The following is a 14,253-nucleotide window of genomic DNA, read 5'->3' as shown; positions in this document are numbered from 1 at the left end:
ATTATTCATGTCCCAATTCCGCTTTGCCCGCCTTGCCCTGATGCTGGCCGCCATCGGCCTGAACGCCGCGCCGGCACTCATGCACAGCGCCACCGCGCAAGACAAGAATGCCCAGGCCGCCGCCCAGCCGAAGCCGGATACGGTCCGCCCGGACTTGTTCAAGCTGCTCGACCCGGCACAGATCAAGCCGCTGATGGATGCGAAGAACTACACGGAAGTGCAGAATCGCGTCACCCAGGCCGAAGCCTTCCCGGACAAGACCCCGTACGAAACCTATGTGCTGAACCGCATGAAGCTGTCGCTGGCCACCGCCACCGGCAACGAGCAGGCGCAGATTGCGGCTCTGGAAGCGATCCTGTCCTCGGGCAAGCTGCCGGATGCCGACAAGCCGCAGTTCACCCAGGCCCTGGCCGGCATGTACTACAACGCCAAGAACTATCCGAAAGCCATCGAATGGTTCAAGCGCTTCCAGGCTGAAAACCCGAATTCGGACGCCGCGACCTCGCCACTGATCCGCTCCTACTACCTGAGCAACGACTTCGCGAACGCGATGAAGCTGCTGCGTCCGCAACTGGAAGCCGCGGCAAAATCGGGCAAGGCGCCGTCGAACGAAGACCTGCGCCTGTACGCCTCGGCCGCCAACCGCGTCAAGGACGAGAACGCCTACCTGTACGGCCTCGAACAGCTGATCACCTACTATCCGAACGACGATTACTGGATGGACACGATCCACCGCGGCGTCGTGCGCAAGGCGGGCTTCCAGGAAGCCAACATCACCGACGTGCTGCGCCTCGAATTCGCGGCCGTCAAGGTGATGACGCCGGAGATGTACACCGAGCTGGCCGAACTGGCCCTGAAGGACGGTTTCCCGACCGAAGCCAAGAAGGTCATGGACGCCGGCTTCGCCGCCGGCGCACTGGGCACCGGCAGCTCGGCCGCCCAGCACCGCCAGCTGCGCGACCGCGCCACCAGGGAAGCCGCCAACGACGCCAAGAACATCGCGTCCGGCGAAGCCTCGGCCGCCAAGTTGAAGACCGGCGCCGGCCTGGTCAACCTGGGCTGGGCCTATGTCACCATGGACCAGTTCGACAAGGGCATCGGCTTCATCGAGCAGGGTATCGCCAAGGGCGGCCTGAAGTCGCCTGACGAAGCCAAGGTACGCCTGGGCATGGCCTACCTGCGCGCCGGCCAGAAGGACAAGGCGATCGCCACCTTCCAGAGCGTGAAAGCGGGCGGCGGCCTGTCCGACATCGCCAAGTACGCGATCGTGCTCGCGAACCACCCGAATCCGGGCGGCAGCAGCAGCAAGTAAGGCAAGGAACGAGGCGCCGGGCAGTATCGGCGCCTTTTTCATTCCAGTGTTAGTTCGCGAACCGGCCGGACCGGATTACCGCTCCATAATCGGGGCGGGACTTCATCCGAAAGGCCAATCATGACCACCGTACGCAAGGGCCAGGCGCCCGCAAAGCTCAACCGCGACGAATTCCGCCTGCGCTTCTCGCGCAATTTCTTCGATCCGCTGTACGAGAACGTCGGCCACGAACTGGCCGCCGTCGAGGAAATCGCCTGGCAGGCCTACGTCCAGTCGCACAAGGCGCCGTTGACGGTGAAGGCGGGGCCGGGCTTTGCCGATCCGGACTACGACCTCTCGGTCGAGTGGAAAGAGGCGCACGACCGCCTGCTGGCCGCCGAAGCGAAGCAGAAGGATCTGGCAACGCTCAGCCGCATCCTGCTGATCAATGGCGCCGCGCGCAACGACGGCACCTGCCCCAGCGAAATCTCGAAGACCTGGCGCCTGGCCAAGCTGTGCGAAGAGGTCCTGCTGGCCGAGGGCTTCGACACCGACCTGCTCGACCTGTCCCGCATCATTTCCGATTTCGACCGCCACATCCATCCCTGCAAAGCCTGCGTGTCGACCGCGATGCCGCTGTGCCACTGGCCGTGCAGCTGCTACCCGAACCACTCGCTGCACCAGAACAACGACTGGATGAACGAGATCTACGAACGCTGGGTGTCGGCGCACGCGGTCATCATCCTCTGCCCCGTCTATTGGTACCAGGCGCCGTCCATCCTCAAGCTGATGATCGACCGCCTGGTCTGCGCCGACGGCGGCAATCCCGACCCCAGCTCGACCCACGGCAAGAAGGCCGAGGAAGCGAAGGCGCTGGAAAAGGACTGGCATTATCCGAAACACCTGGCCGGACGCGCCTACGGCCTGGTGGTGCACGGCGACGTGGCCGGCATCGAGGCGACCCGCCGTTCGCTGGCCGACTGGCTCGACTGGATGGGCCTGGTCTCGGCCAGCCCGACTGCCGAGCTCGACCGCTATGTCGGCTACTACGAATCGTATGCCGAAAGCCACGAGGCGCTGGACCGCGACACCGCCTTCCAGGAAGAGGTGCGCAACGTCGCGCGCGCGGTGGGCGCGGCCGTGCGCGACATCCGCTCGGGCAAGCTGGTGCAGGCGAACCGCGGGCTGGCCAATCCGCGGCCAAAATAGAGGGTCGGGCAAGCGGTCTTTTTTTGGTATTATCGGCGGGTCCACGCCACCATAGCCGCCGCATGTCCTCTCTCGCGCAGTTGATGCACCACCTTTCCGCCACCAGCAACCTGCCGCTCTACCAGCAGCTGCAGCGCGCCCTGCGCGAGGCGATCGAGCGCGGCGTCTACGGGCCCGCCGAGGCCCTGCCGGCCGAGCGCCAGCTGGCGTCCGAACTGGACATCTCGCGCATCACGGTGCGCAAGGCGATCGACGGGCTGGTCGAGGAAGGCTTGTTGGTGCGCCGCCCGGGCTCGGGCAACTTCATCAACACGCGCATCGAAAAGAATTTCGCCAAGCTGACCTCGTTCTCCGAGGACATGCGCTCGCGCGGCAGGACCCCGCGCAGCGTCTGGCTCAAGCGTTCGGAAGGACAAGTGACGCCGGAAGAAGCGCTGCGGCTGGGCCTGTCGCCGGGCGCGGCGGTGTACCGCTTCAACCGCATCCGCTACGCCGACGACATGCCGATGTGCCTGGAATACGCGACCATCGCGGCCTCCGCCCTGCCCTCGCTGGATGCGGTCGACACCTCGATGTACGAAGCGCTGGAAGCGGCCGGCAAGCGCCCGGTGCGCGCCCTGCAGAGGCTGTCGGCCCTGCTGCTGAACGCCGAGCAGGCCAAGCTGCTGCAATCGAAGGAAGGCGATGCCGGGCTGTGCGTGGAGCGGCTGGGATTCCTGCCGGATGGGCAGGCGGTGGAGTTTTGCCGGTCCTACTTCCGCGGCGACATGTACGATTTCGTGGCGGAGTTGAGCGCCGCGTAAGGCGTGGGTTTTGAGGCCGGGGGCCTCAAAACGGGCCCCTCGCCTCCTGTTACATCGCGGTCAGCCCGCCATCCACGGCCAGCTGGTGGCCGGTAACGAACGACGCCTGCTCCGAGCACAGCCACAGGGCCGCGCTGGCCACTTCGGCCGGCTCGGCGATGCGGCCCATCGGGTGCGCGGCCTTGAGTTTCTTGTCGCGGCCCGGCTCGCGCTCGAGCGCGCGGGCCAGCATCGGGGTCTTCACGGCGCCCGGGCACAGGCTGTTCACGCGGATGCCGGACTTGGCGTACTCCACGGCCGCGGTCTTGGTCATGCCCACCACCGCGTGCTTCGAGGCCGCGTAGATGGCGCGGTGCGGGGCCGCCACCAGGCCGCCGGCGTCGGCCACGTTGCAGATCACGCCGCCGCCTTCCTGGTTCAGCATCTGGCGCAGCTGGCTCTTCATGCACAGCCAGACGCCCTTGACGTTGACGTTCATGATGCGGTCGAACTGCTCGTCCTCGCCCTCGGCCAGCGGCAGGCATTCGTCCTCGATGCCGGCGCCGTTCACGGCGACGTCGATGCGGCCGTAGTGCGACACCGCCTTGTCGATCAGCGCTTCGACTTCATTGGCCGACGTTACATTCGTTTTAACGAACAAGGCCTTGCCGCCGGCCTCGACGATCAGCGCGGCCGTCATGTGGCCGCCGTCGACCGACACATCGGCGACTACCACGCAGGCGCCTGCGCGCCCGAATGCCAGCGCCATCGCGCGCCCGATGCCGCTGGCGGCGCCCGTTACCAGTACCACCTTGCCAGCGTAGGAAATCCCGCTCGGCGCCGGCTTGGTCATGCCCTTCATGATGCTTCCCTCACAATATTTCAGCGCAATGTTTACTACCTACCAGCAACACTGCCTCGAGGCAACATCATAGCGCCAGCACCGGGCATTGACCAAGTTTCTCAGCGTTTTCTTTAAATCTTGAACGGCTGAGTGTTGCATTCATGCGTGTTCGTATCGGCTTCTCAATGCGCCGGCTTCGCCTTGGCTTGATCGCCTGCCATCACGACCGACAATCTGGCCGGATCGATGGCCTTGCGGAAAGCCGCGTTCAACTGCGGCAGCGTGACCGCCATCAGGCGTTTTTCGAACTCGGCCGACCACTCATAGGTCTTGCCACGGTAGATATACGAGGTCCAGCCGGACGCCAGCGCACCGTCGTCCGCGCGGTTCTGGATCCTCTGTTGCATGAGACCGGATTTGGCGCCAGCAAGTTCCGCAGCCGTGAAGCCATCCTTGAGGGCGCGCGCCAGTTCCTCGTGCACGGCAGCGTCGACTTTGGCAAGGTTCTGCGGCGCGGCGATGGCGCTGACCGCGAACATGCCGGCGCGGTCGAGGTCGCCCGCCACCAGCTGGGTGCCGCCGCCGTAGGACAGGCCTTCCTTCTGGCGGATACGGTCCAGCAGGCGCGACTTCAACCCGCCCCCGCCGCCGAAGATGTAATCGGCCAGCATCAGGGGCGGGTAGTCCGGGTCGTCGATGTTCAGGTCGAGATTCATACGGGCGGCGTAGAACCCGTTCTCTTTATCGGGCGTGTTCAACGTTTTGCGTATGGGCGCGATGTCCGCATATTTGCGCAGCACCGGCGCCACGTGCATCGGCGCCTTCCAGTGGCCGAACAGCTCGTCGATCAGCGGCACGACTTCCCTGGCGTCGAAGTCGCCGACGATGGCCAGCTCGGCCGGGTTGCTGCCGTAGTAGTCGCGGTGGAAAGCCTTGACCTGGTCGAGCGTCGCGGCCTTCAGGTCGGCGATGTCCTCGTCGAGCGTGGTCTCGTGGCGGATGTCGCCCTTCGGGTAGATGTCGAAATGCTCGTTCAGCGCGCGCGAGGCGAGGCTGGTCGGCTCGCCGCGGCTGGCATCCAGCGCCACCAGCGACTGCTGGCGCAGCTGTTCGAATTCGGCGGCCGGGAAGCCCGGCTCCTTCAGCACGTGGGCGACCAGCTTCAGGGCTTCCGCCAGGTGCTCGCGCGTGGTCTGGAAATGGGTCAGGCCGCCGGACACCTTCAGCTTGTCGAAGGCGTCGGCCAGCTGCACACGGTCGTAGCGGGTCGTGCCGCGCGCCAGCATGGCGGCGGTCAGTCCGGGCACCGCGCCCTTGCCGAACAAATTCTGCTCGTCGCCGAAGTGCTGGCGCAGGTCGACCGTGACGACCTGGCCGCGGTTCTTCTTCGGCAGCAGGGCCAGCTTGACGCCGCCCGCCGTGGTCAGCGTGGTGCGCTTCACGATGTTGGCCTGGGTCGGCTCGAAGTCTTCCGCGCTCAGGGTCGAGGCTTGCGGCTTGAAGTCCTTCAGCAGGCTTTCCACGCTCGGGGCCGGCGGGACCACGGCGCGCTGCGGGGCGTCGTCCGGCAGGAAGGTGCCGGTCACGCGGTTGTCGCGCTTGAAGTAGCGGCCGGACGCCGCCGCCACCTGCTCGGCGGTGATGTTCTTGACCTTGTCCCGGCCGACGAAGAACAGGCGCCAGTCGCCCAGCGCGATGGTTTCGGACAGCGCCACGCCGACCTGCTGCGGATCGTTCAGGCTGCGCTCGAAGCCGTTCAGGTAGCCGCGCTTGGTGCGCTCCATCTCTTCGGCGGTGGGCGGATGCTGGGCGAAGCTTTCTACCGCTTCGGTCAGCGCCGCGCGCACCGGTTCGATCGGTTCCCCCTTCTTGACCACCGCGCCGAAGTACTGCAGGCCGGGCGCGTAGCCGGTCTGGGCGAAGGAAAACACCTGGCTGGCCTTGCCGCTGTCGACCAGCAGCTTGTGCAGGCGGCCGGTCGGCACGTCGCCGAGGATGGTCGAGGAGAAGCTCAGCACGTCGCTGTCGTCGTGCAGGCCGGACGGCACGTGGTAGGCCACGGCGACGATCTGGACGTCGCCCTGGCGCCGCACCATGAAGCTGCGTTCGCCGTCCTGGGTCGGCTCGACGGTCCAGAAATCGGGCAGCGTGCGCTTGGGCTTCGGGATCGCGCCGAACAGCCTGCTGATCGAGCGCAGGGTCTGGGCGGGGTCGAACTTGCCGGCCACCAGCAGCACCGCGTTATCGGGCTGGTAATACGTGTGATAGAAGTCCTGCAGGTTCTTGATGCGGACGTTCTCGATGTCGCTCTTGTTGCCGATCGTCGAACGGCCATAGGCGTGCCAGTCGTAGGCGACGCTCTGCATGCGCTTCATCAGCACCGAGGCCGGCGAGTTCTCGCCCTCCTCGTACTCGTTGCGCACGACCGTCATCTCGGAATCGAGGTCCTTCTTCGCGATGAAGGAATGGGTCATGCGGTCGGCTTCCATCTCCAGCGCCCACTGCAGGTTGTCCGGCGAGGCCTGGAACACCTCGTAGTAGTTGGTGCGGTCCAGCGAGGTGGTGCCGTTGAACTGCATGCCGCGGTCGGAGAACTGGGCCGTGATGTCGCGGTGCTTCGGCGAGCCCTTGAACATCAAGTGCTCCAGCAGGTGCGCCATGCCGGTCTCGCCATAGTTCTCGTGGCGCGAGCCGACCAGGTAAGTCACGTTGACGGTCACGGTCGGGCGCGAGGAATCCGGGAACAGCAGCACTTTCAGGCCGTTCGGCAGGCGGTACTCCGTGATGCCCTCGACCGAGGGCCCCTGCACCACGCCCTTCGGCAGCCCGGCCGGCGCGGGCCGCGCACCGGGCGCACGCTGGGACCAGGCCGGGCCCACGCTGAGGGCGGCCATGCCGCCGACGATCACATATGCGGCTGCGCCGCGCTGCAGGAAGCTCGAGCTCATGTCACCTCGTCCGTTCATGTCTGAAGATGCCGTGCAAACATTGCACGACAGCGCAGCATGGTAACAGAGCGAGGCTTAGGGCTGGCTTACCGTCGGTCAACCCACGCTTCCACGTCGGTTAGTTGCAGTTTTCCGGACAACGACGCGGCGAAGTGCGGCCCGTTACTGCCGGGCCCGCCTTTCGTGCTGTTGCTGGTAGGGGCTGATGCGGGACAGGTCTTCCATCTCTTCGGCCAGAAAGGTCAGCAGGTCGTCGGCGCTGACGATGCCGACCAGCGCCCCGCTGCTGGACACGACCGGCACGCGCCGGATGCCGCGCAGGCGCATCCGTTCGATGGTGGCGTAGACGTCGTCGTTCTCGCCCGCCGTGAGCAGGTCGTCGGTCATGATGTCGCCCACCTGCAGGCCGAGCGGGTCGAGGCCGAGGGCGATGACGGAAACGACGATGTCGCGGTCGGTGACGATGCCGACGGGAATGCGCTCGCCGTCCGGTTCTTCCACCACGATGAGGTCGCCGACGTGGTGTTTACGCATGAGGAATGCCGCGCCCTGCACGCTCTCGTCGCGGGAGCAGCAGACGGTATCCGTGGTGCTGAGCTTGCCGACTTCCATGGTCTCCTCCATTTGGCAGCTTTGAGTATAGTAAAACAAAGCTGCGATGGAAGATCAGGCGGAAGGTTTCTTTTCGCCGGGCGGCGGAACGTAGCAGGCGTCGACCACTTGCAGGTCGTTGTCTTTGGCGAAATTCACCACGAAGTGATAAGCCAGCGGCTCGACGTTCTTGAGGGCGTTGTTCACCACCACCGACTTGACCCCGTTGACGACGGTCGGGTGCACGTAGGGCGAAAACTTCAGGTGGGCGTTCGGGCCGCCGCTGCCCGCGGGACGGAAGCAGGACATGACCCCGCACAGGCGCTCGGCCCAGTCACTCGGACGGAACTGCCGGCCCTTGCTCGTAACGCCGAGAATGAAGAATTCGTCGGCGTGTTCTTTCCCGGTTTGCGGTAAATCGGCCATAGTGCTGCTTACTGAAACATGAGGCGTGGATGAGAACAACCCCAGTATTATATCTTATAGAAGACCTGCGGACGAGTCCTCAATCGACCATCGGGACTCGCCCTCTTCCGGGATGTTCAACCAAGCAATACCGCGCCGGAAAGCAGGAGCAGGAGCAGCATCCATAATAACAGCGCGCGCCAGACCAGGCCGACGGTGCTCTGGAGTGCGCGCACGTTCGGCTCCTCGCCCGGCAACACATCGGCTTCGCTGTCGGACAGGTCGACGGTCGCGGCATCGACGGGAACGATGCGCGGCGCGGTTTCAAGCGGCGAACCGAGGCGCACGCCCATGGCGCCGCCGCCGGCCGCCAGGATGATGCCTTTCGACTCGTCGGCCCAGCGGCTGGCGAAGTTGCGCCAGGCGTAGATCGCGTCCTCGAAATTGCCGACCACGGCGAAGGCGATTGCTGTCAGGCGCACCGGGATCCAGTCGATCCAGTAGAAGGCGCGCGCGGCGAACTGGCCGAAGGCTTCGTTGCGCATGTGATCGGGTTCGTTCCAGGCGCGCGCCAGGTATTCGGACACCCGGTACATCACGGCGCAGGCCGGGCCCAGCGGCATCAGGAACCAGAAGAACACGCCGAACACGTTGCGGTGGGTGGTGATCAGCGATTTTTCGACGGCCAGGCGGGCGATCTCGGTGCCGTCCATGCCGACCGTGTCGATCTTCATCCATTCCGCGAGGAGCGTGCGCGCGGTGGCCTCGTCGCCGGCGTTCAGGGCGAACTGGATCGAGGTGAAATAATGGCTGTAGTGGCGGAAGCCGAGGGTCAGGTAGACGATCAGCACGTTCCAGGCAAAGGCCGCGAACACCCAGCCGTAGTACATCAGCACCCAATAGATCACCGCGGTCGGGACCATCAGGCTGCCCATCATCAGGAACCAGCCCAGCCGGCCATGGCTGACCTGGCCGGCGTTGAACCAGGCCTCGATGCGCATGGCGAAGCGCTTGATCTCGGCGTAGATCTGGTTATCCGCGCGCAGCGGCTTCAACTGCTCGATGAGCAGCGCGCACAGAATGGAAAAGAATGTCATTCACGGTCCCTTATTGTTGCCAAACTTCGTGTTGCTTTACTTCACTTGCCCGCTACGATAGCGCAGAGGGCCGTTGGAAGCAATCCGACGCTGGCGGGGAACCGGGTTTCAAGCCCGCAGGACGTGAAACAGATTGCGCAGCATCCCCGCCGTCGCGCCCCAGATGAAGAAGCGCTCGTAGGGCATGGCGTAGAAATGGCGCCGCCCTGCCCCTTCCGGCAGCTCGAAGGACATGCGCTGGTGGTGCATGCCGTTCATCAGGAAGGCCAGCGGGACTTCGAAGATCTCGGCGACTTCGCTCGATTCGGCCGTCAGGTCGAACGGCGGCGTGACCAGGCCGACCACCGGGGTCACCAGGTAGCTGGAGGCGGTGATGTGGTCGGGCAGCACGCCGACGATCTCGACGTGGCTGCGCGCCAGGCCGATCTCTTCCTCGGTTTCGCGCAGGGCGGTTTCGATCGCCGAGGAGTCCAGCTCTTCGGCGCTGCCGCCGGGGAAGCTGATCTGGCCGGCGTGGTTGTTCAGGTGGGCGGTGCGCTGGGTCAGCAGGACCGTCAGGCCTTCCGGGCGCTGCACGATCGGCACCAGCACGGCGGCGCGGCGCAGCACGGGGAAACGCTCGCGCAAGTCCTTCGGCAGTTCCGGCTCCCAGGCGGGCGGATGGGCCAGGCGTTGGCGCAGCCAGGCGGCCTGCAGGCGCTCGGGCGGCAGGGCGGCTTCGCCGGCGATCGCGTCGACGGGCAAACGCTGGGGATCGAGATGCAGTTTTACCAAAGCCACCTCCTGAAAAGAAAAAGGCATCCGTGCGGATGCCTTTTCCATGCTACTGGCGCGATTACTGAGCGGCAGCGGCGGTCTTGCGGGTCGGCAGCTTTTCTTTGATACGTGCCGATTTGCCCGAACGCTCACGCAGGTAGTACAGCTTCGCACGGCGCACGTCACCACGACGCTTCACTTCGATCGAAGCGATCAGCGGCGAGTACAGCTGGAAGGTACGCTCGACGCCTTCGCCCGACGAGATCTTACGAACGATGAAGTTCGAGTTCAGGCCGCGGTTACGACGCGAGATGACCACGCCTTCGTATGCCTGGGCGCGCTTGCGGTTGCCTTCGACGACGTTGACGCTGACGACAACGGTGTCGCCCGGTGCGAAATCAGGGATATTGCGGCCGAGGCGCGCAATTTCTTCTTGCTCGAGTTGCTGGATCAGATCCATTTGATGACTCCTGTAACCATCTTGCCGGCGCTGTACTAGTTGCCCGGTAGAGGATGGGATTAAAACATACGGGCTGTTACACCCGTCTTTGCGCCAACATGGCGCAAATGCTATTCGGCGGCCTGCTCCAGGCTCGCCAGGAACTTCTCGTCGGCCTTCGTCAGCTGACCAGCGCTGCGCGCCTTGTCCAGCAGGTCGGGCCGTTTCTTCGCGGTCGCTTCCAGCATCCGCTGGCGGCGCCACTTCATGATCTCTGCGTGGTTGCCGCCCATCAGCACCGGCGGCACGGCCACGCCTTCGTAGACTTCCGGACGCGTGTAATGCGGCGAATCCAGCAGGCCGTTGACGAAACTGTCTTCGACCGCCGAGGCGTCGTCGCCCAGCACCCCCGGCAATTGCCGCACCACGGCATCCATCAGCGCCATCGCCGGCAATTCTCCGCCGGACAGCACGAAGTCGCCCAGCGAAATCTCTTCGTCGACGCAGCGGTCCAGCAGGCGCTGGTCGACCGCTTCGTAGCGGCCGCACAGCAGGACCAGCCCGGGCTCGTCCTTCAGCGCCATCACGCGCTCATGCGTCAGCGGTTTGCCCTGCGGCGACATGAACACCACGCGCGGCGCCGGCAAGCCCTGCTCGACCTGGCGCTGCTTTGCCGCATTGATCGTCGCTTCGAGCGGTTTGGCCAGCATCACCATGCCGGGACCGCCGCCATACGGGCGATCGTCCACGGTGCGGTGGCGGTCCTGCGTGAAATCGCGCGGATTCCAGATCGACAGGTTCCACAAGCCCTGCTCGTGCGCGCGCCGGGTCACCCCCGACTGCGTCAGTGCGGCAAACATTTCGGGAAACAAGCTCACGACGTCAAACTGCATCGGGACCTCGCTTCAATGGGACGGGGTCAATAATCCAGGCCCCAGTCCAGGGTAATCAGTCCGGCCTTCAGGTCGACGGTCTTGACGAACTGGTCCACGAACGGCACCAGGCGCTCCTCGAGCTTCGCTTCCGGCGCATTGACGTCAGGGGGAGGCACGATGCGCAGGATCGATTGCGGACCGTTGCTCATCATGTCGACGACCTTCCCGAGGGCTTCGCCCTGCAGGTTCACGGCTTCCAGGCCGATCAGGTCCGACCAGTAGTATTCGCCTTCCGGCAGTTCCGGAAAATCCGCCCGCGACACCTGCACCGCTGCGCCCTTCAGCGCTTCGGCCTCGTTGCGGTCGGTGACATCGACCAGGGTGGCGGTAACGTCGCCGCTATGGTACTTCGCGCTGCGCACCTGGACGGGACGCAGCGCCGGCTTGTCGAGCCACCAGGTTTTCACGTTCAGCAGCGCATCGGCATCCGTCGAATACGGCGAGACGCGGATGCCGCCCCGGATCCCGTAGGCGCCGGTGATGTGTCCGACCTGGACCAGGTCGTCGGGGATCTTGTCCCCCATTGCTGCTGAATCGGTCAAACCAGTAAAACTTTCGCGCTGATAAAAATTAAGCAGCGACTTTCTGGCCAGCGACCAGGCGAGCAACGGTCGGCGACAGTTGTGCGCCAACGCCTTGCCAGTAAGCCAGACGGTCAGCGGTGATGTTCAGGCCAACTTCCTTGCCCGAAGCCATCGGGTTGTAGAAGCCGATGCGCTCGATGAAACGGCCATCGCGACGGTTGCGCGAGTCGGTTGCAACGATGTTGTAGAACGGGCGCTTCTTGGCACCACCACGAGCTAAACGAATAACGACCATAATATTTCCAAAAAATTGTGCTGGACGGAGAAAGCCGACGATTATAGCGCGCCGCGCCGTGCCTCAGCAAGCGTTTGTATAAAAAACAAAGAACCCGGCGCGCAGACCGGCCGAATCCAGCATTATCGCTTATTTTTGTCGCCAGCGCCACCATCGGCGACCGGGCGATGACGCCGGATGGCGCCGCCAGCCGTTTTGGACGATACTGCCATCTTTCCTTTCCGCAAAGAAAAGCCGAGTCCAGCTTGAAGCCGCCCCACAAAAACAAGACCCTCGCCACCGCCCTCGCCTTCCTCCTCGGCGGCCTGGGCATCCACCGCTTCTACCTCAGGGGCGCCGTCGACCGGCTCGGCCTGCTGCATGTCTGCAGCCTGCCGGTAGCCGGCCTGGTCTACGGCCTGGGGCACGCGCCGAATCCCTTCTGGGTGCTGCTGCCCATCCTCGTCTCCTGCATCGCCGGCTGCATCGAGGCGCTCGCGATCGGCCTGACGCCGGACGAGAAATGGGATGCCAGGTTCAACCCGGCATCCGGCCGGCAATCACGCTCGAACTGGATGCTCGCCGTGCTGCTGGTGCTGACCATGCTGGTCGGCGCCACCGTCGTGATCGCGACGATCTCGCGGCTGTTCGACCTGCTCTACACCGGCGGCGCCTACGGCTGAAGCGTCACGAGCCGCCGCATCACAGCCCGCTTGTGCTCCAGTGGAAGCGCGGGATCTCCGCGGGCGGCGTGCCGGTGACGATCACGATCTCCTTGTGGCCTTCGAGGGTGATGTCGTCGGGGTTGCCGGTCACCTTCGTGACCTGTTCATTCTGCACCGCATAGAAGGTCGGCGCGTCCGGCAGGCCGGCCACCTCGGCCGGGCTCAGGGTCTGGCCCCATAGCGAGAAGAACTGCCCCAGCGTGAAGGCCTTGGGCGCCGCGGTTTCGACGTGGATGATGCCGGTGCCGTCATGGGTGTGCATGTCGTAATTGCAGGCGCTGCGGCCGATGTTCTTCGGCAGCGCCAGGCGCGTTCCATTCCGGTAGATCGAGACCATCGCGTGGATGTGGTACGCCTCGCTGCTAGCGCAGGCGACGCCGTCGATCGGCGCCGTTCCCGTATAGCTCCAGTCCGCCCAGTAGGGCGTGCTCAGGGCCTCGGCGGCCTGGATTTCGGTATAGCCTGCGGCCAGTTTCAGCTCGGGCGGCGGCGCCGGATCGGTCGGCGGTGGCGGCGGGGCCGGGTCGGTTGGCGGTGGCGGTGGCGGCGGCGAGGGCTGGGCCGGCGGCGTGGGCGCATCCGGGCCGGCGACCTGCGGCGGCGGCGGATCGTCGTTGCCGCCGCAGGCGCCCAGCGCGGACAACAGCGCCAGGCTGATCGTCATCTGCAACACTCTTCTAGGCTTCATGGTGAACATGGGCACTCCTTTTTGTCAGGCCATGCGTGGGAAACGTGGAATCGGTGCGGATGAGACGATTCTATGCAGGGTGCATCAACTGAAAGTTTAAGGAAGCTCAAGTGCTGCGGGATACACGCAGCGGGGTCTGTGTGGCACAACAATTTGCCGGGGACGGCCCCCACGCGGTGACGAGAAACCGGCGGGGGCCGCGGCCGCGTTCAGTCGCAGTCCCGGTCGTGGCCCTTGTCGTGGCCCTTGTCGTGGTCCTTGTCGTGACCCTGGTCGTGGTGCTTGTCGTGCTCCTTGCCGATCTTCTTGCTGTCGTCGACGAGGTCATCGAGCAGGTGATCCAGCTTGCGCACGGCGGCGGCCAGGCGCTCCAGCGCCTCCTTCAGGAAGTCCTTGTATTCGTCGCGCTCCTTCCTGTACTTCCAGGCCGCTTTCTTCCACTCCTCGCGCTCCTTCTTGTACTCGTCGCGCTCCTTCCTGTACTCGTCACGTTCCCTCTTGTACTCGTCGCGCTCCTTCTTGCACTTGCAGTACTTGTGGTGACAGTCGTCGTGGTCGTGGTCGTCGTCGTGATCCCGGCACTCCTTGTCGTGGTCGTGATGGCGGTCGTCCTCGTATTCCCCGGTACCCATGGTGCTTCTCCTCATCGAGCCGACTCAGGTCAGTGGGCCGTGCGGCTCAAGCGCGGCTTGAGGACAAGTTAGTTCCCTCTGGATGGGGCGGCTTTGCGCCAAACTAAATCCTT

Annotated in this window: 16 protein-coding genes; 4 read left to right on the top strand and 12 right to left on the bottom strand. The window is 64.7% G+C overall.

Translation table 11 applies throughout. From position 1 onward, the window contains the following. The first annotated feature begins 7 nt into the window (after nucleotides 1-7). The 3 genes from AC3A6M_RS23410 (at nucleotide 8) to AC3A6M_RS23400 (ending at nucleotide 3,303) form a co-directional block, all read left to right on the top strand. Nucleotides 8-1,312 carry a tetratricopeptide repeat protein gene (locus tag AC3A6M_RS23410; protein ID WP_487855122.1) on the top strand — a complete coding sequence of 435 codons (1,305 nt, stop codon included), beginning with the start codon at nucleotides 8-10 and terminating at the stop codon, nucleotides 1,310-1,312. Between the two features lie 120 nt (nucleotides 1,313-1,432). Next, on the top strand, nucleotides 1,433-2,500 hold the full coding sequence (locus AC3A6M_RS23405) for a flavodoxin family protein (protein WP_487855121.1): 1,068 nt from the start codon (nucleotides 1,433-1,435) through the stop codon (nucleotides 2,498-2,500). Between the two features lie 62 nt (nucleotides 2,501-2,562). Next, nucleotides 2,563-3,303, top strand: a complete 741-nt coding sequence (locus AC3A6M_RS23400) for a GntR family transcriptional regulator (protein ID WP_487855120.1) — start codon at nucleotides 2,563-2,565, stop codon at nucleotides 3,301-3,303. A 49-nt stretch (nucleotides 3,304-3,352) separates the two neighbouring features. Here AC3A6M_RS23400 and AC3A6M_RS23395 read toward each other — a convergent pair whose 3' ends face one another. From AC3A6M_RS23395 to rpsP, 10 genes are all read right to left on the bottom strand, one after another. Beyond that, complete coding sequence (locus AC3A6M_RS23395; protein WP_487855119.1) at nucleotides 3,353-4,144, bottom strand: SDR family oxidoreductase; 792 nt, start codon at nucleotides 4,142-4,144, stop codon at nucleotides 3,353-3,355. A 164-nt stretch (nucleotides 4,145-4,308) separates the two neighbouring features. Beyond that, complete coding sequence (locus AC3A6M_RS23390) at nucleotides 4,309-7,074, bottom strand: M16 family metallopeptidase (RefSeq protein ID WP_487855118.1); 2,766 nt, start codon at nucleotides 7,072-7,074, stop codon at nucleotides 4,309-4,311. Between the two features lie 162 nt (nucleotides 7,075-7,236). Next, a complete protein-coding gene (locus tag AC3A6M_RS23385) occupies nucleotides 7,237-7,686 on the bottom strand; it encodes a CBS domain-containing protein (protein ID WP_487855117.1) in 450 nt (149 codons plus the stop codon). Between the two features lie 54 nt (nucleotides 7,687-7,740). Beyond that, the gene (locus AC3A6M_RS23380; protein WP_487855116.1) at nucleotides 7,741-8,091 is read right to left on the bottom strand and encodes a DUF3579 domain-containing protein; all 351 of its coding nucleotides are present in this window, start codon (nucleotides 8,089-8,091) and stop codon (nucleotides 7,741-7,743) included. A 116-nt stretch (nucleotides 8,092-8,207) separates the two neighbouring features. Next, nucleotides 8,208-9,167: a CobD/CbiB family protein gene (locus AC3A6M_RS23375; protein WP_487855115.1), complete on the bottom strand. Its 960-nt coding sequence runs from the start codon at nucleotides 9,165-9,167 to the stop codon at nucleotides 8,208-8,210. Nucleotides 9,168-9,275: 108 nt separating this feature from the next. Further along, on the bottom strand, nucleotides 9,276-9,968 hold the full coding sequence (locus AC3A6M_RS23370) for a CoA pyrophosphatase (protein ID WP_487855114.1): 693 nt from the start codon (nucleotides 9,966-9,968) through the stop codon (nucleotides 9,276-9,278). Between the two features lie 34 nt (nucleotides 9,969-10,002). Continuing rightward, nucleotides 10,003-10,383 (bottom strand): 50S ribosomal protein L19, encoded by a 381-nt coding sequence (rplS, locus tag AC3A6M_RS23365; protein WP_258844539.1) that lies wholly within the window; start codon nucleotides 10,381-10,383, stop codon nucleotides 10,003-10,005. A 110-nt stretch (nucleotides 10,384-10,493) separates the two neighbouring features. Beyond that, entirely contained in the window at nucleotides 10,494-11,255 is a 762-nt protein-coding gene (gene trmD / locus AC3A6M_RS23360) for a tRNA (guanosine(37)-N1)-methyltransferase TrmD (protein WP_487855113.1), read from the bottom strand. Nucleotides 11,256-11,281: 26 nt separating this feature from the next. Continuing rightward, nucleotides 11,282-11,821 carry a ribosome maturation factor RimM gene (rimM, locus tag AC3A6M_RS23355; protein WP_487855112.1) on the bottom strand — a complete coding sequence of 180 codons (540 nt, stop codon included), beginning with the start codon at nucleotides 11,819-11,821 and terminating at the stop codon, nucleotides 11,282-11,284. 46 nt (nucleotides 11,822-11,867) lie between these two features. Beyond that, nucleotides 11,868-12,116 (bottom strand): 30S ribosomal protein S16, encoded by a 249-nt coding sequence (gene rpsP, locus AC3A6M_RS23350; protein ID WP_258844542.1) that lies wholly within the window; start codon nucleotides 12,114-12,116, stop codon nucleotides 11,868-11,870. 245 nt (nucleotides 12,117-12,361) lie between these two features. On the opposite strand from rpsP, the gene AC3A6M_RS23345 reads away from it, so the two are divergent. Next, nucleotides 12,362-12,778 (top strand): NINE protein, encoded by a 417-nt coding sequence (locus AC3A6M_RS23345; protein WP_487855111.1) that lies wholly within the window; start codon nucleotides 12,362-12,364, stop codon nucleotides 12,776-12,778. A gap of 19 nt (nucleotides 12,779-12,797) precedes the next feature. Here the strand turns inward: AC3A6M_RS23345 and AC3A6M_RS23340 are convergent, their stop codons facing one another. Continuing rightward, nucleotides 12,798-13,517, bottom strand: coding sequence for a hypothetical protein (locus tag AC3A6M_RS23340; RefSeq protein WP_487855110.1), 720 nt, complete (start codon nucleotides 13,515-13,517; stop codon nucleotides 12,798-12,800). A gap of 200 nt (nucleotides 13,518-13,717) precedes the next feature. Next, on the bottom strand, nucleotides 13,718-14,140 hold the full coding sequence (locus AC3A6M_RS23335; RefSeq protein WP_487855109.1) for a hypothetical protein: 423 nt from the start codon (nucleotides 14,138-14,140) through the stop codon (nucleotides 13,718-13,720). Nucleotides 14,141-14,253: the final 113 nt, after the last annotated feature.

The organism is Telluria sp. Soil_C_11 (assembly GCF_057657395.1).
This window is presented reverse-complemented; position numbering and strand designations above follow the sequence as displayed.